The organism is Aquimarina aquimarini, assembly GCF_900299535.1.
In the GTDB taxonomy this organism is placed as follows: Bacteria; Bacteroidota; Bacteroidia; order Flavobacteriales; family Flavobacteriaceae; genus Aquimarina; species Aquimarina aquimarini.
This window is the reverse complement of sequence record NZ_OMKE01000005.1, coordinates 88,785-114,381: the sequence shown is the minus strand read 5'-3', so window position 1 is coordinate 114,381 and position 25,597 is coordinate 88,785. Positions and strand designations below refer to the sequence as shown.

The following is a 25,597-nucleotide window of genomic DNA, read 5'->3' as shown; positions in this document are numbered from 1 at the left end:
AAGGGTTCAAACTAATTGATCTTATTATTGAAAGTTATTCAGTTTTATAAAAACGAGACTCAGCTTATAAAAAAAGCTGCAAAACAGCATCATGATGCGCAACGTCAGTTGTACAATAAACATGCTCCCAAGATGCTAAGTGTATGCAGACAGTACATAAAAGATATTCATTTTGCAGAAGAAGTAATGTTGAGTGGGTTTTTGAAGGTTTTTATGAATATAGATAAATTTAGGTTCGAAGGAAATTTTGAGGGATGGGTAAGAAGAATTATGATTAATGAATCAATTTCTTTTTTAAGAAAAGAAAAACGGGTCTTGTTTATAGAAGAAATAACAAACTATCATGAAGAATCTCATAATAATATTAATACAGAATTAGAGGTAGATCAAATACAAGAATTGATAGATAATTTACCAGAAGGGTATAAAGTTGTGTTTGTATTGTATGCTATAGAAGGGTATAAACATAGAGAAATAGCAAAAATGTTAGAAATTTCAGAAGGTACCTCAAAATCTCAACTCTTTAAGGCTAGAAAAATGCTACAGCAAAAATTAAATAAACAAAATAATATAAGTAATGGCGCCATTGAAATTTGAAGATAAGATGAAGGAAAAATTAGGGCAACGTACTATACAGCCTTCAGCTAACTCATGGGAGAGATTAGAAGATAAGCTTAGCAATGTTCAAGGTAAGCAACGATACAGTAAAAGAAATTTGTGGTATAAGGTTGTTGCTATTTGTGTTGTGATGCTAATTACAACTGCTATTGTGGTAGATAAAAATTCAGAAGAAGAGCCAACAGGTTCTCAATTTGTTGATAGTAATAAAGAAATTATAGAAAAAGAAGGTGTAGAAGTAGTTTATGATAAAGTATTAGAAAAAAGAATTCAAGATAATACCGATGTTTTAGAAAATGATACCACAGCTAATAAGCTGGATATATCTTTATCACAAAGTAAAAAAGCAATTCACAAAGAAAGAATTGTTTCAAATGCAACGATTTTTAATGATACTGTAGATGAAAAAATATTCAGTAATCATAAATATGATCGTAAAATAATGGTAAGCGACAAACCCTTGCATACCAAAAAGCAAGCAGGGTTTATAGACTCCTTGGTGATAGAAAATAAAATAGCAGGAGTTGTTGCAGAAATCAAAGAGCTTCAAAAGAACAAAATCCAGATAAGTGATAAAGAAATAGATATATTGTTACAGAAAGCTCAAAAGGAAATTGCAATAGAAAAAAACGGTAACTCAGTAATGGTAAATGCATCAATTCTTTTACAAGATGTAGAGCAAGAACTTGATGAAAAGTTTAAGCAACGTGTTTTTGAAGCACTTAAAAGAGGGTTTCAAAAAGTTAAAACTGCCGTAGTAGAAAGAAATCAATAATATCATTCATCAATCAATAATTAGTAATCTCTCTCTCCTATAGAAAGAGAGAGGGATTGCAAAAATCAAAATTCTTAAAAAATGAAGACCTTAATTACAATTGCTACATTCGTGGCCATGACGCTTTTTGCTCAATTGTTAACAGCTCAAGAAATAAATAAAGATCAAAAAATAGAGGAGTTAGAAAAGCAAAAAGAATACATTATACAAACAGAAAAAGATGCCCTAAAAAAGGAAGTAGAAAAGATTAATGAAAAATTAGCGAATAATAAAATATCGCGAGAAGATGCTCAGCAAAATAAAGAAATAGTAGCAAAGAAGCGTGCTCTTAATATTGAAAATAGGATAGCGATTATAGAAAATAAAATAGCTCTTTTAGAACGTAACGGAGTTGAGGTTTTTAATTCGATAACAAAGAATGAGATTAATAAATATACAGTTTTTGGGATAGATTTAAGAGAACAGAATAAAAAGGAAATACCTTATGATAAGCGTACGACATCTAGTGTAGTAATGGCATTAGGGTTTAATAATGCAATTGTTGATGGGCAATCATTAGAAGATTCAGACTATAGGATTTTAGGAAGTCGATTTTTTGAAATAGGTTGGGCTTGGAAAACAAGAGTCTTTAAAAACACAAATTTCTTAAGAGTTAAATATGGTATTTCATACACCTCAAATGGTTTAAAAATTAGAAATAATAAATATTTTGTAGAAAATGGTAATCAAACTGTGTTAGAAGAATTTAGAGTAGAATTAGATAAATCTAAATTTAGAATGGATAATCTTGTGATTCCTGTGCATTTTGAATTAGGTCCATCAAAAGTAAAAGAAACAGAAAATAGCATTCGATACGATACTAATAATAAATTTAGGATAGGGTTAGGAGGGTATGCAGGGTTTAATATAAGTACTCGACAGAAACTAAAGTACAAAGAAAATGGAAATCGTATTAAGGATAAAATTAAGAAAGATTATAATACCAATAAAATAATATATGGAGTAAGTGCCTATATAGGTTTTAGTGATGTGTCTTTGTATGCTAAATATGATATATCTCCTATTTTTAAGAATGCAGAGGTTGAGCAAAATAATGTGTCATTAGGTTTACGATTTGATTTTTGACACTAGACATTATTCTTTTTGAGTAAAAATAATAATGTGTAAAACCCATATAAATATTACGGAATGCGTGTAAATACTTATTTTTAAGAGCTTTGTAAGGGTTTATTTTTTTGTTTTTTGATAAAATGCTCTATATTTATCTGAGTCAGATAGTGTGAAATAATTCTTCCCGAATTCAACAAACGCTTTTATATTTTTTGCCTCAAAATATAAGCGTTATTACTTATGCTGAAAAATGGTGTAAAATCGAACAGTTAACCAAATTTCACACATATGAAAACAAATTTTATTTATCTAGTATTTTTTGTGTTTTGCAGTTTTGGACTGCTAGCTCAAAAAGGAAGTCCCGTCAAGGCAAATTCTGTTGGTAAAGCGGCTTACAAAAGAGATATTCCTGCACTTTCTAAGATGGAGAATATCATTTCAGCAAAAGGTCTTGGTCATGTAGCGCCACCAAAGCGCAGAGGTAGTAATACTGTGGTACCAGGAAAAGGATTTCCAAAAGGGAATGATCCCCTTATTGAGCAACAAAAAAGTGCTAGCAAAATGGCTATTAGAGCCCCATTAGCATCCTTTGATGCACATGTAGGAACGGTACTGAATGATGCTACAGGAGCAATTGGTCCTAATCATTATGTATACGCATTTAATTCAGGTTTTGGTATTCTGGATAGATCTGGTAATGTTTTGTTAGCAGAAGCATCCTTAGGTACACTATTTCCTGGAGAAACATTAGGAGACCCCATTGTTGTCTACGATAACTTTGTAGATCGATTTATTATTATGGAGTTTAGTAATTCTCCTAATGGATTTTTGATAGCAGTTTGTAAAGGTCCTGATCCAGTAAATGATGGATGGTCAACCTATAGATTTAATACAGGAACATTTCCTGATTATGAAAAACTATCTATTTGGAGTGATGGATATTATATTACAGCCAATAAAGATCAAAATGCTCCCGACACCAATAATGTTGTATTTGCGGTAGAACGTGATAAAATGATCGCAGGAGATGCAAATGCTCAAATGGTTAGTTTTTCTTTACCTGGAGCCAAAACTAATGGATTTTACAGTCCAGGAGGGTTTAATGCAACAGGAACTACATTGCCTCCAGTGGGAGTTGGATGTCCAATAGTATACTTGCAAGATGATAGTTGGACAGGAGTTACTCAAGATCACTTAAAAATATGGACAATAGATGTAGATTGGGTAACCCCTGCTAATTCTACAATTTCAACACCACAACAGGTTGATACAGCACCGTTTGATAGTGTTTTTGATAATGGGTCTTTTCAAAATCTGGATGAGCCTGGTAATGGGCCAGATATAGATGCGCTTCAAGCAACAATGATGTATATGACGAATTATAGACGATTCCCATCACATAATTCTGTAGTGATGAATTTTGTAGTTGATTTAAATGGTACAGATAGTCTAGCAGGAATACGTTGGTATGAACTTCGTCAAACAGCAGATGGTCAGCCATGGACTATTTATCAAGAAGGAACATATACACAGCCAGATGGATTAAGTGCTTTTTGTGGAAGTATAGGAATGGATTCATTAGGGAATATTGGTCTTGCATATACCGTTGTTAGCTCAAGTGTATATACATCATTGCGATATACAGGAAGATTAGCAAATGACCCATTAGGTACCATGACTGTAGCAGAGCAGGTTTCTGCAAATGGTGACAGCCAAAATAACCGAAGTGATGGTAGGTATGGGGATTATGGGCAATTAACAATAGATCCATTAGACGATAAAACATTCTGGCATATAAGTGAATATATGAAAGGGCCTTCTCCAAATGTGAGAAAAAGTCATGTAGTTGCTTTTAAGATAGAGCCAGCAGTTGTTGATAATGATCCGCCGTCTACTCCAGCTAATTTAGCAGCTTCAGGTACTACAGCAAGAGAAACTACATTAAATTGGGGGGCATCTACAGATAATATAGGTGTTACAGGATACGATATCTATCAAGATAATGTCGTAGTCGGTAATTCTTCTACAGCGTCATACACTGTAATGGGATTAGCTCCTCTTACCACATATTCATTTTATGTAATAGCAAAAGATGCAGCAGGAAACCAATCCGCGCCAAGTAATACAGTAAGTGTAACGACACTAGAAAGTACAACAGGGCCAGGTTGTTTAAACGGTTTAGTAGCGCCCTATAATGAGAGTTTTGAAACTAATTTAGGAGCTTGGACTCAAGCGTCAGGAGATAATCTTGATTGGTCAAGAAATTCAGCAGGAACTCCTTCAAATGGGACTGGTCCTTCAAGTGCTGCAGATGGAACTTCGTATATATATGTAGAAGCATCAGGTAGTGGAACAGGGTATCCTAGTAAACAAGCGATACTTAATTCTCCTTGTTTTGATCTTAATGATGCAACAGCGGCAATATTTTCGTTTAAGTATCACATGTTTGGAGCAACAAACTTTGGATCACTTGATGTAGAGGTTAGTAATGATGAAGGAGTAACTTGGACAAGTGTTTGGAGTAGAACAGGAAATCAAGGTAACTCTTGGCAGACAGCAACCGTAGATTTAGCAGCTTATCTTGGCTCAGGGGTACAATTACGATTTAATAGAGTAACAGGTAATACTTGGCAAGCCGATGCTGCAATAGATGCAATATCGCTTTCTACAGGAGCGGCAGGAAACTGTGCAGCAAGTGATTTGACATTAAATATAACATTTGATAATTATCCACAAGAAACTTCTTGGATGTTAAAAGATGCGGCAGGAACAACAGTAGCTTCAAAAAGTTATTCTACAGCAAACCCTGATGGATCAACGGTTACAGAAGCGATTACTGGATTAGCTGCAGGTAACTTTGTTTTTACAATATCAGATTCTTTTGGTGATGGAATTTGCTGCTCATATGGTAATGGTTCTTATACCTTATCAAGTAGTGCTGGTACAATTGTAACAGGAGGACAGTTTACTAGTTCAGAAATTACAGAATTCTGTGTGCAAGGAGCAAGAGTACGATTAAATACTTATGAGCTTACAGATGTCAAGGCAAATGATAAAAGATTTGTATTGTCGCCAAATCCTGTAAATAACGGTATTTTGAATATATCTGTAGATAAAGCACCAATCCAAAGCTTGGAGATTTTTTCAATGTTTGGTCAACTGGTACGTACAGTTAAAAATGAAGAAAATAAACAACAAGTTAATGTAAGTGACCTTACTGCTGGAACATATTTTGTTCGGATAATAGCAGAAGAAACTATTGTAACTAGAAGTTTCGTTATTTCAAAATAACTTTTTAGAAACAAAAAAAATAGACTTAAGGAGATTTCTCTAAAAAAGTAACTTATTACCAGATAGATACCACGATCAAGTTTTTTAGATAGTGTGCTTTTGGTAAAACTAAAATAGGCTTTTAGTTTTGAAGTTACTTTTTTGGAGTGATCTCCTTTTTTGTAAGCTGTAAAAGTTTAGTTACTTATCAATTAAAGAAGTAGGTAAAAGAAACCAATACAATTCTTGTTTTTCTTTAGGATGAATTTAGATGGAGATAATGTAAGCTTAAAAATATGAACTTCGTGGATCTCATTAATTGTGCTATTTTTGTAGCAAATTTATCTACAAGTAAAAAGATAGATTGGTAAAAAAGAGGTATGAAAAAAAATACCTCAATACTCAATAGTAAACTTATTTATATTAGAGGATGATCCATAAAGCTACCATAGATGCTGTATTTGAAATTGCTAGACTAGAAGAAGTTATAGGTGATTTTGTGCAATTGAAAAAAGCAGGAAGTAATTTTAAAGGGCTCAGTCCTTTTAGTGATGAGAGAACTCCTTCTTTTATGGTTTCTCCTGTAAAGCAAATATGGAAAGATTTCTCTAGTGGAAAAGGAGGTAATGTAGTTGCCTTTTTGATGGAGCATGAGCATTTTACATACCCAGAAGCTATAAAATATTTAGCAAAAAAATATAATATAGAATTTGAAGAGACAGAGCAAACAGATGAGCAAAAGGAACAGGCGAATGAAAGAGAGAGCATGTACTTGGTTAGTGAGTTTGCAAATACTTTTTTTCAAAATTCATTGCTTAAAACCGAACAAGGTAAAGCAATAGGGTTAACATATTTTAAAGAACGAGGATTTACAGATGAAACAATAAAAAAGTTTGAATTAGGATACTCTCCTGATGTGTGGGATGCATTTACATCAGAAGCAATTAAAAAAGGATATCAGCTAAGTTATCTTGAGAAAACTGGACTTACTATTGTTAAAGAAGAAAAGCAATTTGATCGATTTAAAGGAAGAGTGATGTTTCCAATTCAATCAATGTCTGGTCGTGTTTTAGGATTTGGTGGTAGGATTTTAACCAATGATAAAAAAGCAGCCAAATACCTTAACTCCCCAGAAAGTGATATCTATCATAAAAGTAAAGTCCTTTATGGTATTTATCATGCGAAACAAGCTATTGCTAAAGAAGATAATTGTTATTTGGTAGAAGGATATACAGATGTAATTCAGTTTAATCAAACAGGAGTTGCTAATGTGGTTTCTTCATCAGGAACAGCGCTGACTACAGATCAAATACGTTTAATAAATAGACTGACTAAGAATATTACAGTATTGTTTGATAGTGATGCTGCAGGAATGAGAGCATCTCTAAGAGGGATAGATCTTATTCTGGAACAGGGAATGAATGTGAAGGTGTGTAACTTTCCAGAAGGTGAAGACCCTGATAGTTTTGCTAAGCAAAACACATTAGACGAATTGAATACGTATCTTGAGGAGAATGTTCAAGATTTTATAAGTTTCAAGGCATCTTTCTTACAACAAGAATCTAAGAATGACCCTATTAAGAGGGCAGAATTAGTAAGAGATATGGTGACCAGTATTTCAAAAATTCCTGATGTCATCAAACGAGAGATATATGTAAAAGAATGCTCTAGGATTATGGATGTCTCAGAAGATGTGTTGTTTGATACCCTAGCACAGATTCGCAATAGTGATGTAAAAGACCAGCATAAACAACAAAAACAGCAAAACAAACCTCTTGAAGTTGTAAAAACTGAAACTCAAAAGCAACCTAAAGTAAATAGACAATATATATTAGAGCGCCATATTATAAAAGCATTATTGTTATATGGTGTTCAGGAAGAGGAATTTGAGGATTTGATATTGAAAGAAAATGAAGAGGGAGAGCTTGTTTTAGAGCCAGAAATACACAATATAAAAGTTTTTGAAAAAATATATTTGGATTTACAGGATGATGAAATTGAATTCACTGATCAAATTTTTAAAGATATATATGGGATTTTGATTGAAGAGCTAAATCAGATTGATGAATTTAAGATAGAAAGCTTTATAAATAGAATTCAGCCAGAGATAGCAGCCGAGATCACAGAAATCATGATGAATGAAGATCGTTATGAACTGCACCGATGGGATGATAAAGAGATTCATGTAAAACAGAAAACAGAAACTATTTCAGACTATGTCAATAATATTATATTGAGCCTAAGGGGGTTTTTGATTGATCAAAAAATAAATGAGCTTTCACAAGGAGTGAAAGCTCAAAAGTTTGAAAATAATTTAACGGTCTTAGAAGATATTCGAGATTATCAAACCCTCAAAAAGTTATTATACAGAAAGCTAAATAGAGTAATTTAGCTTATGTGTAATAATCTGGATTGATGGATAAGATCTGCAAGATTATCTACTTTCAATTTTTTTAGTAATCGAGTTTTGTATGTACTTACTGTTTTTTCATTAATAGACAATGTCGAGGCAATATCTTTATTACGCTTTCCAGATGATAGAAGGTTAAGAACTTCTATTTCTCTAGAAGAGAGTTTTTTGTATTTTACAACCATATTGTTTTCATTGGCATTTCCATTTGCCAATTGTTGTGTAAGGTTGTCGTTTAGATATATACCACCTCGAGCAACTCTTTCGATTGCTTTTTTGAGTATTTTTGTTGGGACAGTTTTAGATAAGTATGCAGATGCCCCTGCTTTTATGGCACTTAATGCATACATTTCTTCAGGATGAGAGCTGAAAATAATTACTCTGATCCCTGCAAATTCTTTTTTAATAGTCCTTAATGCCATTATGCCATTGATTTGAGGTAAATCTAACTCCATGATAAGTATATCAGGAGTACTAGCTTTCAAAACATCATACATTTCGTTTCCATTACTTACTTTTCCAATAATCTCATAGTCCTCTGAGTTACGAAATAACGAAACGATCCCCTTCCTTGTGATTGGATGATGATCTGCAATTAATACGGTTGTCATTCTTGTTTACGATTGTTAACGTTAATTTAATTTTAAGAGTTTAACATCTTTAGGCTAGGGGTAATTTTAAATCTTGGTGCAAAATTACTAAGAACTAGTCCTCGTAAACTTTTTTTTATTGGTTTATCGATAAAATGTTGGTTATAATAGATCAAAGGGTATTTTGCAGACAGGAATTGGGGTCATTTTGTGTTGGTTTACGGTATTTAAATGTACAAAAATTTTAAAAACCTCTTGTTTTCTCCCTGTAAAATCGTCAATACCTTTACCTTCATTTTTCATTTTCATAGCCCATTCCAATTCATCATAGCTTGCTCCGATCTGGTCTTCATCACTTCTGCTATCACCAAATAAGCCATCCGTTGGTGCTGCAATTTGTATAGAATCTGGTACCTCTAGGCTTTTTCCTATGGCATAAACATCACTTTTTAATAAATCAGCAATTGGGCTTAAATCTACACCACCATCTCCATATTTTGTATAGAAGCCAACGCCAAAATCTTCAACTTTATTACCAGTTCCCGCAACTAGATATTTATGTAGTCCTGCAAAATAATATAGTGTAGACATTCTTAGTCGTGCTCTTGTATTTGCCAATGACAAGTCTAATTGTGCGCTTGGAGTAGTTTTTGGTACTACAGATTTAAACTCTTCAAAAACAGAAGTAAGGTCAACTCGCGTGTCAGATACATTTGAGAACCTTTTTTTTAATTGATCAATATGTTCTTGAGCACGGTTTACTTGGCTTTGAGCCTGATGAATTGGCATCTCTATACATAAGGTGTCTAGACCAGTTTTTGCACATAATGATGAGGTGACAGCGCTGTCGATCCCACCGCTTACACCAACAACAAAACCTTTGATGTTAGCTTTTGTAGCATATTCTTTTAACCAGTTGACAATATGGTCAATTACTTTTTCTGTTTGCATTCTTTGTTATTGTTAATTATTGATTGAATACCAGTTTTTCTTTTTTGTACTTCAGATATCTATCCTTGTACTTGGTAATTTGATGTATTACCTTTGCGAATATAAAATTAATAAAAAAAGATGGTGTTCTGGAATCAGATGAATTATTTAAAAAGATGTAGGAATATAAGGGTAGGTAATTTTAGGTTCTTAAATTTAGCCATTGTTTTTTACATATTTGTTTCTTGTTCTAATGAAAATAAGTTAGAAAAAGAGATTGCAGAAATCTCTGTAGATTTTGATATTGAAAGATTTGACCAGTTGTTTGCCCAATTGACACCAGAGAGCCTGCCAGAATTGAAAAACAATTTTCCTTTTCTGTTTTCAGAAAAATATGAAGATAGTATTTGGTTCAAAAGATCACAGGATACGATACAACAAGAAGTAAATAAAGAAGTAGAGAAAGTGTTTTCAGATCTTTCTGAAGAAAAAAGAGAATTACACTCACTTTTTCAGCATATACAATATTATTTCCCTCAAATAAAAGTGCCTCGTGTGGTAACCATTACCAATGATGTAGACTATAGAAACAAAGTAGTGCTTTCTAAGGGGTTGTTGGTTATTTCTCTAGATACATATTTAGGAAAAGATCATCATTTTTATGAAAGCATACAGAAGTATTTGAGGCAAAATTTCAACAGGCAGTATATTGTCTCTGATGTGGCTTCTGCTTATGCAAAAAATCAAGTTGGACCAATACGAGAAAGAACATTTCTGGGGAACCTGATATCTTTTGGAAAAGAATTGTATATCAAAGATCTATTATTACCAAGTCTTAGTAATGCAAGAAAAATTGGATATACAGAAGAACAGTATGAATGGGCAGAAATCAATGAAGAGCAGATATGGAGATATTTTATCGAGAAGCAGTTGTTGTACAGCACAGACAGTGAATTGATGCCGCGATTTATGTATCCAGCTCCTTTTTCAAAATTTTACTTAGAAGAAATAGATAAAGAAGCGCCAGATAGAATAGGTCAATATATAGGATGGAGAATTGTGGCTTCATATATGGAAAATAACAATGTATCTTTGCAGCAATTATTGATCGCAGATGCAGAAACAATATTTAATAAATCAAAGTATAAACCCAAAAGATAGTGATGAGCGGATATAAATCAGAAATTAAAATAGATATAGAGCTTGATGATAATAAGATTCCTGAGCAATTAAAGTGGACTGCAAAAGACGGAGGGGTAGAAGATGAGATTACCAAAGCAATGTTACTCTCTGTATGGGATAGTAAAAAAAAGGAAAGTCTTCGTATTGATTTATGGACCAAAGATATGCCTGTAGATGAAATGAAAATATTTTTTCATCAAACACTAGTAGCTATGAGTGATACGTTTTATAGAGCTACTCAAGATGAGAAAATGACTGAAACCATGAAGGATTTTTGTGATTATTTTGCCGAGAAATTAGAATTGAAACAAAAATAATGTATTGATTTTTTGAAATGTTTTGGAGAAAGTAAGGACTGAATAGTAAAATCCAAAATATTGAAAAAAACATTTCTTTTTGTGTATAATGCCAAGTCTGGTGTATGGAGTAAGTACCTAGATAATCTTCATAAAATAGTTAGCCCTACAACATATTCTTGTGATTTGTGTAGTCTTACTCATGGTGTTTTTTTTGAAAAAAAACTATGGAGAGATTTTAGAGAGAATTCTACTGTAGAATTTATTTTTATGTATAAAAATGATTTTTTAAAAGAGCATTCATCTGTAGGTCTTGATTTTCCCGTAATCTTGCAAAAAGAAGAAAAGGGTTTTTCAATTGTTTTAGAAGCTAATGAACTAGCTTCTTTGGGTTCAGAAAAAGAGTTAATAGAGTTGCTAAATTTAAAAGTAAATTAAGATTTTTGTAACTGTGTATTGATTTCTGAAATATAATTTAGCACCTCTTCTTTTCCTAATCCAGAAGAAGAAGAAGTGATAAAATAATTAGGCATTTCTTCCCAATATTGAAGCATTTCTTCTGTGTATTTCTGTATCTGAACTGGTAATTGATTTTTAGAAAGTTTATCGGCTTTTGTAAAAATAATAGAAAAAGGTATTTGATTTTCACCTAGCCATTGCATAAACTCAAGATCTATTTTTTGAGGTTCATGACGAGAGTCTACCAACACAAAAGCACTTACCAGTTGTGTTCGTTTAGAGAAATATGCAGTGATAAATTTTTGAAATACTTTTTTAGAGGATTTAGAAACTCTTGCATATCCATACCCTGGTAGATCGACCAAAAACCAAGATTTATTAATGGTAAAATGGTTGATAAGTTGCGTTTTCCCTGGTCTTCCAGATGTTTTTGCAAGGCTTTTACGATTAGTAAGCATATTGATCAATGAAGATTTACCTACATTAGATCGACCGATAAATGCATATTCTGGAAATCTGTCTTTAGGGCATTTGGCAACATCACTATTGCTCATTACAAATTCGGCACTACTAATCTTCATAACGTTAAAAAATAAGAGTGATTAGATGTTGCGTTCTTGCAACCAGTTATGGAATAATCTATTAAACTCTTCAGGATGTTCCATCATAGCTGCATGGCCACATTTGTCAATCCAATACAAATCAGAATCGGGTAACAACCTGTTGAAGTCATCTGCAACTTCTGGGGGCGTTACGGTGTCATCTTTTCCCCATATAATACAAGTAGGGGTGTTCATATTAGGTAGATCTTTTGCCATATTATGACGAATAGCGCTTTTGGCAATAGCCAAAGTTCTAATCAGTTTATTACGATCATTTACCGTTGCATATACTTCGTCAACAATTTCTTTTGTGGCAATTTCAGGATCATAGAAAACATTTTCAGCTTTAGCTTTTATGAATTCATAATCTCCTCGCTTAGGGTAGCTTTCTCCCATAGCGCTCTCGTATAGACCTGAGCTTCCTGTAATAACCAAAGCTTTGACCATTTCTGGATACATTTTGGTACATAAAAGAGCAATGTGTCCTCCTAGAGAATTACCTAATAGAATTACTTCTTTGTTGCCATAACCTAAGTGATCAATAAAATCCTTAAGAAACTTGGCGTATGTGCTAACTTTAGTTTTTAGAATAGGAAGGGTGTAGACAGGGAGTTCAGGGATCAATACTTTATACCCCTGTTCAGGGAAGTATGAGCTCACTCCTTCAAAATTACTTAAGCCACCCATCAAACCATGCAAGATGATGATTGGTGTGCCCTCTCCTAAATCTAGATAACTAAATTTTCCGTCTGTTTTTAATTCGTGCTTCATTAATACTTCTTACAAGAATTAAACGCAAATATAGCATTTTCATATTTAGTTTTGGGATTTTTTATCAATACTACAAAAATGATTTTTTTATTTTTTTTGAGACCTATAATTTCTGTTCAAAATTAATAAAAAGCCTGAAAATACACACTCAAATGTAGTGTGCTGATAAACAAAATTTTAAAGTTTTTGGTCGCTGTAATCTATTGCTTTTAATGATAACTTATTAACAATGTGGTAAATTGTGGTAAAAAGTGGTAATTTTTTCAATATATTTGAATTATTAAACGTTTAGGGAAATAAAGTGGTAAATCTAATCGGTACATACGAATGTAAGGCAGACGCAAAGGGACGTCTGATGATGCCTGCAGCTTTTAAGAAGCAGCTTTCGTCTGTGTTGCAAGATGGATTTGTGTTAAAAAGAGCTGTTTTTCAGTCGTGTTTGGAGTTGTATCCAATGGCAGAATGGAATCTTTTGATGCAAAAAATGAACAAACTCAATCGCTTTAAAAAGAAAAACAATGATTTTATCCGAAAATTCACAGCTGGAGTAAAGGTAGTAGAAGTAGATACTGCTGGCCGTCTTTTAATTCCAAAAGATTTAATTGGTTTTGCAGGAATTACTAAAGACATAGTGTTGTCATCAGCGGTCAATATAATTGAAGTGTGGGATAAGGATCAATACGAGAAAGCAATAGAGGATGCTGCTGTTGATTTTGCAGACCTGGCAGAAGAGGTAATGGGGTTTGATGATGAGATAAGCCTAGATTAATTAGGTAAGCAAGAGTCGCAATTTGATTTAACTATTCAAATAACAGAAAAGAAACAGATGGAGTATCATAATCCGGTATTACTTAAAAAAACAGTAGATGGGTTGGCTGTCGAGCCAAATGGGATATATGTAGATGTCACATTTGGCGGCGGTGGCCATTCTAAAGAAATTTTGAAACGATTAGGAGCAGAAGGTAAATTGTATGCTTTTGATCAAGATCAAGATGCTTTAGGTAATACAATCGATGATGAGAGGTTTACATTGATTAATGAGAATTTTAGGTTCATTAAACGATTTCTCAGGTTTCACGGAATAAGAAAAGTAGATGGGATCCTTGGTGATTTTGGTGTTTCTTCACATCAATTTGATGTAGCAGAAAGAGGTTTTTCTACACGATTTGAGGCAGATTTAGATATGAGGATGAATCAAAGCGGGAAAATATCTGCTTACCATATAATTAATGAGTATGAAGAGCTGGATCTAAGAAGAATGTTTTTGCAATACGGAGAATTACGTAATGCCCCCAAGTTAGCAAGAGCTATAGTTGGTGCTAGAAAAGATCAAGATGTAAAAACAAGCGCAGAATTAAAAGAGATATTAAATCCTTTTTTACCAAAGCACAGGGAGCATAAAGTGATGGCTCAGATATATCAAGCAATCCGGATAGAAGTAAACCAGGAAATAGAAGTGCTTAAGGAATTTTTGCAGCAAACAACAGGATTGCTAAACCCTGGAGGAAGAATCAGTTTGATATCCTATCATTCATTAGAAGATAGATTAGTCAAGCGATTTATACGTAACGGGATGTTTGAAGGAGAGCCTGAAAAAGATTTGTATGGTAATATGACAGTTCCGTTTAAAAAAGTAGGAGGGTTAATTGTTCCTGATGAAGACGAGATTAAAGAAAACAATAGAGCGCGAAGTGCAAAACTTAGAATAGCAGAAAAGATTTGAAACAGACGATATACGACATATTAAAAGGTAAGTTTCTTATAGCAGATGATGCTATGAAAAATTGGAGGATGTTGTTGTTTCTTTCCTTTTTAGCAATAATAATGATTGCAAGTTCTCATAATGCAGAGAGCAAAGTGCATGAGATTGCAAAATTAAATAATGAAGTAAGAGAGTTAAGGACGCATTTTGTAGATGGAAAAACAGAGTTGATGAGATTGAAGATGGAATCGTCTATAGTAAAAAAAATGATGCAAAAAGGATTAAAGCGCCCAGAAAGGCCACCTAGAAAAATAATAGTAAAAAATTAAACTGTTGGCAGTAAAAGAAAAAAACATATTAAATCGGTTGTACTTTATAGCAGCATGTATGTTCGTTTTTGCAATAGCAGTATTGGTGAAATTAGTGAATATACAGTTTGTAGAAGGAGATATGTATCGCCAAAAAGGCCAAGAACGAGTTTTTAAAACTTTTGATATTCCTGCAAATCGCGGAAACCTCTATGATAGTAAAGGTAATTTGCTAGCAACTTCTGTTCCTAAATATGATATACGATTTGATGCACTTGCAGTAAATGAAAAAGATTTTAGAGCACATATAAAACCGTTGTGTGAAGCTTTGTCTAAAGAGTTTGGGAAATCAGTGTCTTATTATGATAAAATAATAAGAACAGCTAGATCCAATAAAAATAGATACCTCTTATTGCGAAGAAATTTAGGATACTCTCAGTATATGAGAGTTAAGAAGTTTCCATTATTTGAGTTTGGAGCAAATCGAGGAGGGTTAATTGTGGAGCAACGTACTGTAAGGGAGCATCCTATAGGTAAGATAGCAGAGCGTACAGTTGGGTATGAAAGAAGGGATGAGCAAGGGTATTATACCAGAGTAGGTTTAGAAGGAGCTTATGGCCCATTTTTGAGAGGTAAAGAAGGAAAGCGAAAGAAACAAAAAATAGCAAAAAATCAATGGAAACCTATAGGAGATGCTAATGAAGTAGAACCACAAGATGGTTTTGATGTGGTTTCTACCATAGATGTGAATATTCAAGATATAGCACATCATGAATTATTGGCTCAATTAGAAAAATTTGAGGCAGAGCATGGAACTGTAGTTGTTATGGAGACCAAAACAGGAGAGATAAAAGCAATCTCTAATTTGGGTAGAACAAAAACAGGAAGGTATTATGAAAAATTAAATTATGCTGTAGGAGAATCTCATGAGCCTGGATCTACATTTAAGCTGATGACTATAGTAGCTGCTCTAGAAGATAAAGTGATAGATTCTAGTCATGTCGTAGATACAGAAGATGGGAAAGTGAAATTTTATGATAGAACAGTAAGAGATTCAAAATGGGGAGGGTATGGTAAGATATCTATGGCCAAAGCGTTTGAGTTGTCTTCAAATACTGCTTTTGCTAAAATTATTGATCAAAACTATAAAAACAATCCTAGAAAGTTTGTAGATCGATTGATTAATATGGGACTAGGGGAAACACTAGGATTAGCTATAAAAGGAGAAGGTAAGCCAAAAATTCCATATCCAGGAGACGATGATTGGTACGGTACGACATTGCCTTGGATGGCACATGGATATGGAGTAGCAATAACACCATTGCAAACATTAGCATTCTATAATGCAATAGCAAATGATGGAGAGATGGTTAAACCAAGATTTATCAAGGAGGTAAAAACCTGGGATAAGACCAGAGAAAGATTTGATAAAGAAATACTTAATCCGACAATATGCTCTAAAGAAACAGCAAAAATAGCGCAAGAGATGATGAAGAATGTTGTAAAAAGAGGAACCGCAGATAATATTCGTACAGATAATTTTGGAATAGCAGGAAAAACAGGAACATGCTGGGGGAATTATGGAAAAGATAAAGAACGAGAATACATATCCTCTTTTGCAGGATATTTTCCTGTAGATAAGCCTATCTATTCATGTATAGTAGTTATTCACCGTCCTAATAAGAAAAAAGGATATTACGGTAGTGAAGTTGCTGCTCCAGTTTTTAAGACGATAGCAACAAAGATATATAATGATATACCTGTTATAGATGAAGTGTCATATGCAGTAGTAGAAAGTAATGCAGTGGTAAATAGTTATGATAAATATTATCAAAATGCTCAAAAATATAAAACTATAATGCCCAATGTAAAAGGAATGCCTGCAATGGATGTAGTTGCCCTTTTAGAAAACATGGGGTTAAGAGTAAAATTAGAAGGAGTTGGAAAAGTGAAAAACCAATCCATAAAGCCTGGAACCAAAGTGAAGATAAACCAAACAGTGAGATTAGAATTATCGTGACAGAATTAAAAGATATACTATATAAGGTAGCTATTAATGCCGTAGTGGGAAACACTATAATTGGGGTTAATAAAATTGAGTTTGACTCTAGAAGAGTAGAACAAGATGATGTATTTGTGGCTATCAGAGGAGCTGTTTCTGATGGGCATGATTTTATAGAAAAAGCAATTGATCAAGGAGCACTAGCAGTGGTGTGTGAGAAAAAACCAAATACTATTGTAGAAGGAGTGACATATGTAGAAGTAGGAGACACTCAATCAGCATTAGCAATGATGGCTTCCAATTACTACGGTTCTCCTTCTGGAAATCTTAAACTAATTGGAGTTACAGGAACCAATGGTAAGACCACTATAGCAACATTGTTGTATCAATTATTTAAAAAAGCAGGTTTTAAAGTAGGTTTATTATCTACTGTAAAAATTTTGGTGGATTCTCAAGAGTATGCTACTACTCATACAACTCCTGATTCTTTGACAATTAATTATTACCTCAAGGAGATGAATGCTGTAGGAGTAGAATATTGTTTTATGGAGGTAAGTTCACATGGTATAGATCAAAAGCGTACAGAAGGATTGGAGTTTGTAGGAGGAATTTTTACCAATCTCTCTCATGATCATCTTGATTATCATAAAACTTTCAAAGAATATAGAGATGTAAAAAAGAAATTCTTTGATAGTTTACCTTCAAAAGCATTTGCAATAGTAAATAAAGATGATAAGAATGGGGAGTTTATGCTTCAAAATACCAAAGCAAAAAAGTATAGCTATGCCTTAAAATCATATGCAGATTATAGAGGTCAGATTATAGAAAACAGTATCCAGGGGTTGTTGCTCAAGTTGAATGATCAAGAAGTCTGGACAAAATTGATAGGAAGCTTTAATGCGTACAATTTGTTAGCAATTTTCGGCACTGCAGAATTACTAGGATTAGAAACTTTAGAAACATTACAGCTATTGAGTGACTTGCAAAGTGTGAGTGGTAGATTTCAGTATTTGATTTCTGACGAAAAAATCACGGCAATAGTTGATTATGCACATACACCAGATGCCTTAAAAAATGTATTAGAAACAATCAATGATATTAGAACAAATAACGAAACATTGATTACTGTAGTTGGTTGTGGCGGGGATAGAGATAAGTCAAAACGACCTGTGATGGGTAATATTGCAGCAAAACTTAGTAATAAGGTGATTTTTACAAGTGATAATCCTAGAACAGAAAATCCTGACCAAATTATAGAAGAGATAGAAAAAGGAGTAGAACCACAGGATTATAAAAAAACATTATCAATTACAAATAGAAAGCAAGCAATAAAAACAGCTTGTCAGTTAGCACAGAAAGATGATATTATTCTCATAGCAGGAAAGGGTCATGAAACCTATCAAGAGATTAATGGCGAACGAAATGATTTTGATGATTTTGAAATCGTTGGGAAAGAATTAAAAAAAATAAATAAATAAACCCTTCTGTACTCAAAGAAAACAAAGTACAAAAGGTAACAACCCCATATGTTATATTATCTATTTGAATATTTAGAAAGCGAATATCAGTTTCCCGGAGCAACGCTTTTTCAGTTTATCACCTTTAGAGCGGCAATGGCTATTATAGTATCATTGTTGATCTCTACAATTTATGGTAAACGAATTATAAACTTTCTTAGAAAGAAGCAAATGGGAGAAAGTATTCGAGAGCTTGGTTTAGATGGTCAGGCAGAAAAAGCAGGTACACCAACCATGGGAGGAGTGATTATTATTCTGGCGACCCTTGTACCAGTATTGTTATTTGCAAGACTCGATAATATATATGTAATTCTACTGGTTGTTACAACTTTATGGATGGGGATTATTGGATTTACAGATGATTATTTAAAAATAAAACGAAAAGATAAGGAAGGCTTAGCTGGGCGATTCAAGATCATAGGACAAGTAGGGTTAGGGCTCATAGTAGGGTGTACCATGTATTTTCATGGAGATATCACTATTAAAGAAGAAAAAGCGCAATCAGAAACTAGTAAAATAGCAACTGTAGGAGAAGAGGTGTCTGATTTTAACCCAGCGACAAAATCGACAAAAACCACATTACCGTTTTTTAAAAATAATGAATTTGATTACTCAGATTTAATCACATGGATTAGCCCTGAGATGGTGAAATATACTTGGTTAATTTTTATTCCAATTGTAATATTTATCGTTACTGCAGTGTCAAATGGAGCCAATCTTACTGATGGAATTGATGGGCTTGCTGCTGGTTCATCTGCAATAATAGTACTCACATTGGCCTTGTTTGCATGGATATCTGGTAATATCATTTTTTCAGACTATCTCAATATAATGTATATCCCTAACTCAGGAGAGATTGTAATATATATAACAGCTTTTGCAGGAGCATTAGTTGGGTTTTTGTGGTACAATACATATCCAGCGCAAGTGTTTATGGGAGACACAGGTAGTCTTACCATTGGAGGAATAATAGCGGTGATATCAATTGCAATACGTAAAGAGTTTTTGATTCCAATCCTTTGTGGGATCTTTTTTATAGAAACCTTATCTGTAATGATTCAGGTAAGTTGGTTTAAGTACACCAAAAGAAAACATGGAGAAGGACGAAGAGTGTTTTTAATGTCTCCTTTGCATCATCATTATCAGAAAAAAGGGATACATGAGAGTAAGATTGTTTCAAGATTTTGGATTATAGGAATTTTGCTGGCAATTATCACAGTTGTAACACTTAAAGTGAGATAAGGACGTGAACAGTAAGTCAAAAATAAGAAAACGACTCGTTGTGCTGGGAGCAGGAGAAAGTGGTGTAGGAACTGCCATCCTAGGAAAAAAAGAAGGGTTTGAAGTTTTTGTTTCTGATAAGGGAGTAATAACAGATCAGTATAAAGATGTTCTTAGAAATTTTGATATCCAGTGGGAAGAAGAGCAACATACAGAAGCTAAGATTCTGAATGCAGATGTTGTAATGAAGAGCCCTGGGATTCCAGATAAAATAGCACTAGTAGAAAAGTTGAAAAAAGCTGGGGTTAAGGTTGTGTCAGAAATAGAATTTGCATCAGCATATACAACAGCACAAATTGTAGGGATTACAGGAAGTAATGGCAAGACAACCACTACAATGCTTACGCATTATATACTTGAAAAAGGAGAGTTAGAGGTCAATATGGCTGGAAATATCGGAGATAGTTTTGCTAAACAAGTGGCAGAAAAGGATGCTCCAGTATATGTTTTAGAGCTAAGTAGTTTTCAGTTAGATGGTATAGAGGATTTTGCTCCTCATATTGCAGTGTTGACTAATATTACACCAGATCATTTGGATCGGTATGAATATGAATTTGAGAATTACATAGCCTCAAAATTCAGGATTGCAATGAATCAAAAAGAAGAGGATTATTTTATTTATGATGCCGATGATTCAGTAATAACAGAATATTTAGATAAACACCCTGTTCGTTCAAGGTTATTACCTTTCTCATTGACCAAAAAGGTAGAGAACGGAGCATATTTAGAAGAAGAAAACATAATAATAACAATAGATAATAATATAATTAAGATGCCAACAACAAAATTAGCAGCAAAAGGAGGTCACAATGTGAAAAATGCTATGGCGGCAGCCACAGTATCACAATTGTTGAAAATTAGAAAAACGACTATAAGAGAATGTCTAGAAAATTTTCATGGTGTAGAACATCGATTAGAAAATGTATTAAAAATTAGTAATGTACAATACATTAATGATTCAAAAGCAACGAATGTAAATGCAACATTTTATGCTTTGGATGCTATGAAATCTGCAACCGTTTGGATTGTAGGAGGGGTAGATAAAGGAAATGACTATACAGAACTATATTCTTTGGTAAATGAAAAAGTAAAAGCAATTATTTGCTTGGGAGTAGATAATTCAAAAATAATTAACGCATTTGGTAATTGTGTAGATAATATTGTTGAAACACAATCTATGAAAGAAGCTGTAAATATGGCCTATAAGATAGCAGAACGAAATGAAAATGTATTGTTGTCTCCTGCATGCGCAAGTTTTGACTTGTTTAAAAACTATGAAGAAAGAGGAAGGCAGTTTAAAGAAGCAGTGAGAGAGTTGTAGTAGGGTAATAATAAAATCTGTATAGAAAATAAACAGTCTAATTGTGAAGAACAAAGTATAAAAGATGACAAAGAAAATACTAACAAATATAAAAGGGGATAGGGCGATCTGGGCTGTAGCGGCTTTGTTGGCATTGTTTTCGTTTCTTCCTGTCTATAGTGCTAGTAGTAATTTGGCGTATCTATATGGAGATGGAGATACTTTTGGTTTTCTGATAAAGCATTTTGCGCATCTGGTTTTGGGGTTTTTGATTATGTATGGAGTGCATAAAATACCATATCACTATTTTAAAGGGTTGTCTATAATTATGATTCCTGTTATCGTAGTATTGTTGCTAGTTACAATGGCTCAGAATACTACCATAGGAGGTGCAAATGCCAGTAGATGGATTCGGCTACCATTTGTTGGAGTTACTTTTCAAACATCTACATTGGCGGCAGTAGTTTTGATGGCATATGTGGCCAGATATCTTTCAAAAATTAAGGATAAAGTAGTTTCTTTTAAAGAAACATTGGTGCCACTTTGGTTACCTGTTTTTTTAGTATTAATGTTAATCCTACCAGCCAATTTCTCTACAACAGCTATCATCTTTTCGATGGTTATAGTATTGGTGTTTTTAGGGGGGTACCCCATACGGTATATAGCAGTAGTGTTAGGAACAGGGCTATTGGTGCTTACCTTTTTTGTGTTATTTGCTAAAGCATTTCCAGGAGTTTTTCCAAATAGAGTAGATACATGGGTAAGCAGGATAGAAAATTTTGCAGATGATAAAAATACTCAGGAAGATTATCAAATCGAACGAGCAAAAATTGCAATAGCAAGAGGGAGAGTTATTGGTACTGGTCCTGGAAAAAGTGTACAAAGAAATTTTTTACCACAATCATCATCAGATTTTATCTATGCTATTATTATTGAAGAATGGGGCTTTGTTGGAGGTGTTTTTCTAATGTTATTATACATTTTATTGTTACTGCGATTGGTAATTGTGGCTCATAAAAGCACAGATATATTTGGTAAGTTATTAGTCGTAGGTGTTGGATTACCTATTGTTTTTCAGGCATTGATAAATATGGCCGTTGCAGTAGAATTATTTCCAGTTACTGGGCAAACATTGCCACTTGTAAGTAGTGGGGGTACATCAATTTGGATGACATGCCTAGCAATAGGTATTGTGTTGAGTGTAAGTAGTGAAAGGAATCTAGATACAGAAAAAGAAAAAATTAAAGAAAAAGAAGAAGATCCGTTAGGAGTTTTGAGTGAAGTTTTATGAGTAAAAATCTGAAAGTCATATTATCAGGAGGAGGAACAGGAGGGCATATCTACCCTGCAATAGCTATTGCCAATGAGATAAAAAACAGATATCCTGAGGCTTCTATTTTGTTTGTAGGGGCAGAGGATCGTATGGAGATGCAAAAAGTGCCACAAGCGGGATATGAGATTATAGGACTGTGGATTAGTGGTATTCAAAGAAAATTAACGTTGAGCAATTTGTTGTTTCCGATAAAGCTATTAAGTAGTCTTTGGAAATCGAGAAATATTATAAAAAAAATCCAGCCTGATGTGGTTATAGGAACAGGAGGATTTGCAAGTGGACCATTATTGAAAGTAGCAAGCACAAAAAATATTCCAACAGTAATTCAAGAGCAAAATTCATTGCCAGGGATAACAAATAAATGGTTGTCAAAAGGGGCTAATAAAATATGCGTAGCCTATGATGGTATGAATCGTTTTTTTCCTGAGGATAAAATAGTAAAAACAGGAAACCCAGTAAGGCAAGATCTGTTGAGTGTAGAGGGAAAAAGAGAAGAAGCTATTGCAAAATATAAGCTTGATACAAAGAAAAAAACAATAGTAGTATTAGGAGGAAGTCTAGGAGCAAGAAGGATTAATCAGTTAATCGAAAAAGAATTAGAGTTTTTTGCAAAGAAAGGAGTACAGGTTATTTGGCAATGTGGAAAGTTGTACTATTCAGAGTACAAACAGTATGATAGTAATAGAAATGTACAAGTACATCAGTTTTTGGATACTATGGATTTGGCATATGCAGCAGCAGATATTATTATCTCTAGAGCAGGAGCAAGTTCTGTTTCAGAATTGTGTATTGTGGCAAAACCAACATTGTTTATTCCTTCTCCAAATGTAGCAGAAGATCATCAAACCAAAAATGCACAAGCTATAGTTGATCAAGAAGGAGCGGTTATGTTAAGAGAAAAAGAATTGGATGACAATTTTCAGCATACAATTTCAGATATACTGGCATCAGAAGAGAAACAGATCAAGCTATCAGAAGCAATAAAAAAAATAGCATTACCCAATGCGACTTCTGATATCGTTAACGAGATAGAAAAATTAATAGAAAAGAAGAGGTAAGGAATAAGTATCAATGAATAAAAGTTTAGAGAACATACAAAATATATATTTTATCGGTATCGGAGGTATTGGTATGAGTGCTCTTGCGCGATATTTTAAGTTCCTTGGTAAAAATGTAGCAGGATATGATAAAACACCAAGTCAGATAACTACGGATTTAATTTCGTTAGGCATTCCAATTCATTTTGAAGACGGTGTAGAAAATATTCCTGAGATATTTTTAAGAAAAGAGAATACTTTGGTAGTGTACACGCCAGCTATTCCAAAAGGTCATAAAGAGTTTGTATATGTGCAGGAAAATGGTTTTTTAATAAAAAAGAGGGCAGAAGTCTTAGGGATAATAACAAAAGATATTTATACTCTTGCGGTTGCAGGAACACATGGTAAAACTACGACGACAGCAATTCTAGCGCATTTGCTTAAAGAAAGTGGAGCAAAAGTAACAGCATTTTTAGGAGGAATTAGTGAGAACTATCAATCCAATCTTGTTTTAGAAGGAAATGAAGTGGTTGTAGTAGAAGCAGATGAATTTGATAGATCGTTTTTGCAATTATATCCTGATATTGCTGCTGTTACCTCGATGGATGCAGATCATTTGGATATTTATAAAAAAGCAAACGCGTTAGAAGAATCTTTTGTTGAATTTTCATCAAAAACAAAAGATCACCTATTAGTTAGAAACGGATTGCCTCTTTCTGGGATCACTTTTGGAATTGAAGATGGTTCTGATTACTGTATACAAGATATAAAAATCGATAATGGTACTTATATCTTTGATTTAAAGACTCCAAACAAACTTATAAAAGATTTGCATTTAAACCTGCCAGGTAAACACAACTTGTTAAATGCTATTACAGCCTTTGCTATAGCGATGCTTTACGGCTCCCCGACCGAGTCTTTGGCAAAGGCTTTATTTTCTTTTAAAGGGGTGCAGAGAAGATTTAGTTATCAGATCAAAAAAGAAGATTTGGTATTTATTGATGACTATGCACACCACCCCACAGAGATCAATGCACTACATCAAGCGGTAAGAGAAATGCACCCTGATAAAAAAGTATTGGCAATTTTTCAACCACATTTGTATAGTAGAACAAAAGATTTTGTTTCAGATTTTGCACAAAGTCTAGGGCAGTTTGATGAACTTATTTTACTAGATATATACCCAGCAAGAGAGTTGCCTATAAAAGGAGTTACCTCTCAGTGGTTGTTGGATATGATTGATGCAGAAAAGAAAAAACTTGTAAGTAAAGATAGTTTGATCAAGGAAATAACAAGTAGCAACCCTGAGGTAGTAGTTACAATTGGAGCGGGTGATATAGGAGAAGAGGTAGGTAGGATAAAAGAAGCTTTGCTGGTATGAAAAATAGAATTTTGACATATTTAAAGTGGAGCGGACTACTTATTTTGATAGTAGTTCTTTTTGCTTTTGCAAGTAAACGCAATGAGCAACGAAAAATTAGTGAAGTATATATAGAATTCATAGAAGAACAAGATCCATATATAAATGAAACGGCGGTTAATAAATTGTTAATACAAAATCAGGAAAGAGTTACGAATGTGGGCAAAGAAATTTTAGTTTTGAATACCGTAGAGCAGGAACTCGATGCGCACAGAATGATTGAGCATTCTGATGTGTATCTAACTGTAAATGGAGAACTTAAAGCACAAATCAAGCAACGCACCCCAATTGCTAGGGTTGATGCGGTTACTCCCTTTTATGTTGATGCTACTGGAAATATGATGCCTTTATCAGATAGTCATTCGGCTCATGTGCCGATAGTACATAATGTATCTGAGAAAGAAGTCGAGCAAGTATTCCCTTTGTTAAAAAAAATTCGTAAAGATGAATTTTTGAAAAAACATGTAGTGGGAATACGCCTTAATCAAGAAGGTAATTATGAATTAGAACTAAGGGTGTATTCATTTACATTAGTTTTTGGGAAAATAGAAAATTTAGAAAAGAAGATTAAAAATTTTAAGGCATTTTATCAAAAAGCAAGAAAAGATAAAAGCCTTGATACGTATAAAAAAGTCAGTTTGCAATTTAGTAATCAAGTGGTTTGCACAATAAAATAATACCAAT

At 33.5% G+C, this 25,597-nt stretch carries 23 protein-coding genes; 19 read left to right on the top strand and 4 right to left on the bottom strand.

All coding sequences use genetic code 11. The features are described from left to right. The first annotated feature begins 27 nt into the window (after nucleotides 1–27). The 5 genes from DG508_RS01410 to dnaG all read left to right on the top strand — a co-directional run bounded on the left by DG508_RS01410 (nucleotide 28) and on the right by dnaG (nucleotide 8,165). A complete protein-coding gene (locus DG508_RS01410; protein ID WP_108866472.1) occupies nucleotides 28–597 on the top strand; it encodes an RNA polymerase sigma factor in 570 nt (189 codons plus the stop codon). Then, the gene (locus DG508_RS01405; RefSeq protein WP_108866438.1) at nucleotides 578–1,393 is read left to right on the top strand and encodes a hypothetical protein; all 816 of its coding nucleotides are present in this window, start codon (nucleotides 578–580) and stop codon (nucleotides 1,391–1,393) included. Before DG508_RS01410 ends, DG508_RS01405 begins: the two co-directional genes overlap by 20 nt. Nucleotides 1,394–1,474: 81 nt before the next feature. After that, on the top strand, nucleotides 1,475–2,518 hold the full coding sequence (locus DG508_RS01400; protein WP_108866437.1) for a hypothetical protein: 1,044 nt from the start codon (nucleotides 1,475–1,477) through the stop codon (nucleotides 2,516–2,518). 273 nt (nucleotides 2,519–2,791) lie between these two features. Then, a complete protein-coding gene (locus tag DG508_RS01395) occupies nucleotides 2,792–5,794 on the top strand; it encodes a T9SS-dependent choice-of-anchor J family protein (RefSeq protein ID WP_199912742.1) in 3,003 nt (1,000 codons plus the stop codon). A 409-nt stretch (nucleotides 5,795–6,203) separates the two neighbouring features. Then, nucleotides 6,204–8,165, top strand: a complete 1,962-nt coding sequence (gene dnaG / locus DG508_RS01390; protein WP_108866436.1) for a DNA primase — start codon at nucleotides 6,204–6,206, stop codon at nucleotides 8,163–8,165. Here the strand turns inward: dnaG and DG508_RS01385 are convergent. Further along, entirely contained in the window at nucleotides 8,162–8,794 is a 633-nt protein-coding gene (locus DG508_RS01385) for a response regulator (protein WP_103864692.1), read from the bottom strand. The genes dnaG and DG508_RS01385 overlap by 4 nt on opposite strands. 141 nt (nucleotides 8,795–8,935) lie before the next feature. Continuing rightward, the gene (gene nadE, locus DG508_RS01380) at nucleotides 8,936–9,724 is read right to left on the bottom strand and encodes an NAD(+) synthase (RefSeq protein WP_108866435.1); all 789 of its coding nucleotides are present in this window, start codon (nucleotides 9,722–9,724) and stop codon (nucleotides 8,936–8,938) included. A gap of 138 nt (nucleotides 9,725–9,862) precedes the next feature. On the opposite strand from nadE, the gene gldB reads away from it, so the two are divergent. Genes gldB through DG508_RS01365 form a run of 3 tightly spaced genes read left to right on the top strand, consistent with a single transcriptional unit; the run spans nucleotide 9,863 to nucleotide 11,619 of the window. Continuing rightward, nucleotides 9,863–10,864, top strand: coding sequence for a gliding motility lipoprotein GldB (gldB, locus tag DG508_RS01375; RefSeq protein ID WP_108866470.1), 1,002 nt, complete (start codon nucleotides 9,863–9,865; stop codon nucleotides 10,862–10,864). 2 nt (nucleotides 10,865–10,866) lie between these two features. Then, the gene (gene gldC / locus DG508_RS01370; protein ID WP_199912741.1) at nucleotides 10,867–11,202 is read left to right on the top strand and encodes a gliding motility protein GldC; all 336 of its coding nucleotides are present in this window, start codon (nucleotides 10,867–10,869) and stop codon (nucleotides 11,200–11,202) included. Between the two features lie 60 nt (nucleotides 11,203–11,262). Further along, nucleotides 11,263–11,619, top strand: a complete 357-nt coding sequence (locus tag DG508_RS01365) for a GTPase (protein ID WP_108866433.1) — start codon at nucleotides 11,263–11,265, stop codon at nucleotides 11,617–11,619. Here the strand turns inward: DG508_RS01365 and yihA are convergent. Both yihA and DG508_RS01355 read right to left on the bottom strand, forming a co-directional pair. Next, a complete protein-coding gene (gene yihA / locus DG508_RS01360) occupies nucleotides 11,616–12,221 on the bottom strand; it encodes a ribosome biogenesis GTP-binding protein YihA/YsxC (RefSeq protein ID WP_108866432.1) in 606 nt (201 codons plus the stop codon). The two genes, DG508_RS01365 and yihA, sit on opposite strands and share 4 nt — an antisense overlap. Nucleotides 12,222–12,242: 21 nt before the next feature. Beyond that, complete coding sequence (locus DG508_RS01355) at nucleotides 12,243–13,013, bottom strand: alpha/beta fold hydrolase (RefSeq protein ID WP_108866431.1); 771 nt, start codon at nucleotides 13,011–13,013, stop codon at nucleotides 12,243–12,245. A 301-nt stretch (nucleotides 13,014–13,314) separates the two neighbouring features. Here DG508_RS01355 and mraZ point away from each other — a divergent pair, with 301 nt between their 5' ends. From mraZ to DG508_RS01300, 11 genes are all read left to right on the top strand, one after another. Next, complete coding sequence (gene mraZ / locus DG508_RS01350) at nucleotides 13,315–13,782, top strand: division/cell wall cluster transcriptional repressor MraZ (RefSeq protein ID WP_108866430.1); 468 nt, start codon at nucleotides 13,315–13,317, stop codon at nucleotides 13,780–13,782. 57 nt (nucleotides 13,783–13,839) lie between these two features. Further along, nucleotides 13,840–14,736 (top strand): 16S rRNA (cytosine(1402)-N(4))-methyltransferase RsmH, encoded by an 897-nt coding sequence (gene rsmH, locus DG508_RS01345; protein WP_108866429.1) that lies wholly within the window; start codon nucleotides 13,840–13,842, stop codon nucleotides 14,734–14,736. Beyond that, nucleotides 14,733–15,044 (top strand): FtsL-like putative cell division protein, encoded by a 312-nt coding sequence (locus DG508_RS01340; protein WP_108866428.1) that lies wholly within the window; start codon nucleotides 14,733–14,735, stop codon nucleotides 15,042–15,044. The genes rsmH and DG508_RS01340 overlap by 4 nt, the downstream gene beginning before the upstream one ends. Before the next feature lie 4 nt (nucleotides 15,045–15,048). Next, complete coding sequence (locus DG508_RS01335; RefSeq protein WP_199912740.1) at nucleotides 15,049–17,043, top strand: penicillin-binding protein; 1,995 nt, start codon at nucleotides 15,049–15,051, stop codon at nucleotides 17,041–17,043. Next, the gene (locus DG508_RS01330) at nucleotides 17,040–18,503 is read left to right on the top strand and encodes a UDP-N-acetylmuramoyl-L-alanyl-D-glutamate--2,6-diaminopimelate ligase (RefSeq protein ID WP_108866426.1); all 1,464 of its coding nucleotides are present in this window, start codon (nucleotides 17,040–17,042) and stop codon (nucleotides 18,501–18,503) included. Before DG508_RS01335 ends, DG508_RS01330 begins: the two co-directional genes overlap by 4 nt. 48 nt (nucleotides 18,504–18,551) lie before the next feature. Beyond that, nucleotides 18,552–19,784, top strand: a complete 1,233-nt coding sequence (gene mraY, locus DG508_RS01325) for a phospho-N-acetylmuramoyl-pentapeptide-transferase (protein WP_108866425.1) — start codon at nucleotides 18,552–18,554, stop codon at nucleotides 19,782–19,784. A 22-nt stretch (nucleotides 19,785–19,806) separates the two neighbouring features. Continuing rightward, nucleotides 19,807–21,144: a UDP-N-acetylmuramoyl-L-alanine--D-glutamate ligase gene (gene murD, locus DG508_RS01320; protein ID WP_108866469.1), complete on the top strand. Its 1,338-nt coding sequence runs from the start codon at nucleotides 19,807–19,809 to the stop codon at nucleotides 21,142–21,144. A 64-nt stretch (nucleotides 21,145–21,208) separates the two neighbouring features. Next, nucleotides 21,209–22,414 carry an FtsW/RodA/SpoVE family cell cycle protein gene (locus DG508_RS01315; RefSeq protein ID WP_108866424.1) on the top strand — a complete coding sequence of 402 codons (1,206 nt, stop codon included), beginning with the start codon at nucleotides 21,209–21,211 and terminating at the stop codon, nucleotides 22,412–22,414. Then, a complete protein-coding gene (gene murG, locus DG508_RS01310; protein ID WP_108866423.1) occupies nucleotides 22,411–23,514 on the top strand; it encodes an undecaprenyldiphospho-muramoylpentapeptide beta-N-acetylglucosaminyltransferase in 1,104 nt (367 codons plus the stop codon). Before DG508_RS01315 ends, murG begins: the two co-directional genes overlap by 4 nt. A 13-nt stretch (nucleotides 23,515–23,527) precedes the next feature. Continuing rightward, on the top strand, nucleotides 23,528–24,874 hold the full coding sequence (murC, locus tag DG508_RS01305) for a UDP-N-acetylmuramate--L-alanine ligase (RefSeq protein WP_108866422.1): 1,347 nt from the start codon (nucleotides 23,528–23,530) through the stop codon (nucleotides 24,872–24,874). Continuing rightward, a complete protein-coding gene (locus DG508_RS01300; protein ID WP_108866421.1) occupies nucleotides 24,871–25,590 on the top strand; it encodes a cell division protein FtsQ/DivIB in 720 nt (239 codons plus the stop codon). Before murC ends, DG508_RS01300 begins: the two co-directional genes overlap by 4 nt. The last annotated feature ends 7 nt before the right edge of the window (nucleotides 25,591–25,597 follow it).

Bases quoted from the DNA above. Each gene is read 5' to 3' on its own strand.
- DG508_RS01405 (WP_108866438.1), top strand. From the start codon at position 578: ATGGCGCCATTGAAATTTGAAGATAAGATGAAGGAAAAATTAGGGCAA.
- DG508_RS01400 (WP_108866437.1), top strand. From the start codon at position 1,475: ATGAAGACCTTAATTACAATTGCTACATTCGTGGCCATGACGCTTTTT.
- DG508_RS01395 (WP_199912742.1), top strand. From the start codon at position 2,792: ATGAAAACAAATTTTATTTATCTAGTATTTTTTGTGTTTTGCAGTTTT.
- dnaG (WP_108866436.1), top strand. From the start codon at position 6,204: ATGATCCATAAAGCTACCATAGATGCTGTATTTGAAATTGCTAGACTA.
- DG508_RS01385 (WP_103864692.1), bottom strand. From the start codon at position 8,794: ATGACAACCGTATTAATTGCAGATCATCATCCAATCACAAGGAAGGGG.
- nadE (WP_108866435.1), bottom strand. From the start codon at position 9,724: ATGCAAACAGAAAAAGTAATTGACCATATTGTCAACTGGTTAAAAGAA.
- gldB (WP_108866470.1), top strand. From the start codon at position 9,863: ATGAATTATTTAAAAAGATGTAGGAATATAAGGGTAGGTAATTTTAGG.
- gldC (WP_199912741.1), top strand. From the start codon at position 10,867: ATGAGCGGATATAAATCAGAAATTAAAATAGATATAGAGCTTGATGAT.
- yihA (WP_108866432.1), bottom strand. From the start codon at position 12,221: ATGAAGATTAGTAGTGCCGAATTTGTAATGAGCAATAGTGATGTTGCC.
- DG508_RS01355 (WP_108866431.1), bottom strand. From the start codon at position 13,013: ATGAAGCACGAATTAAAAACAGACGGAAAATTTAGTTATCTAGATTTA.
- rsmH (WP_108866429.1), top strand. From the start codon at position 13,840: ATGGAGTATCATAATCCGGTATTACTTAAAAAAACAGTAGATGGGTTG.
- mraY (WP_108866425.1), top strand. From the start codon at position 18,552: ATGTTATATTATCTATTTGAATATTTAGAAAGCGAATATCAGTTTCCC.
- DG508_RS01315 (WP_108866424.1), top strand. From the start codon at position 21,209: ATGACAAAGAAAATACTAACAAATATAAAAGGGGATAGGGCGATCTGG.
- murG (WP_108866423.1), top strand. From the start codon at position 22,411: ATGAGTAAAAATCTGAAAGTCATATTATCAGGAGGAGGAACAGGAGGG.
- murC (WP_108866422.1), top strand. From the start codon at position 23,528: ATGAATAAAAGTTTAGAGAACATACAAAATATATATTTTATCGGTATC.
- DG508_RS01300 (WP_108866421.1), top strand. From the start codon at position 24,871: ATGAAAAATAGAATTTTGACATATTTAAAGTGGAGCGGACTACTTATT.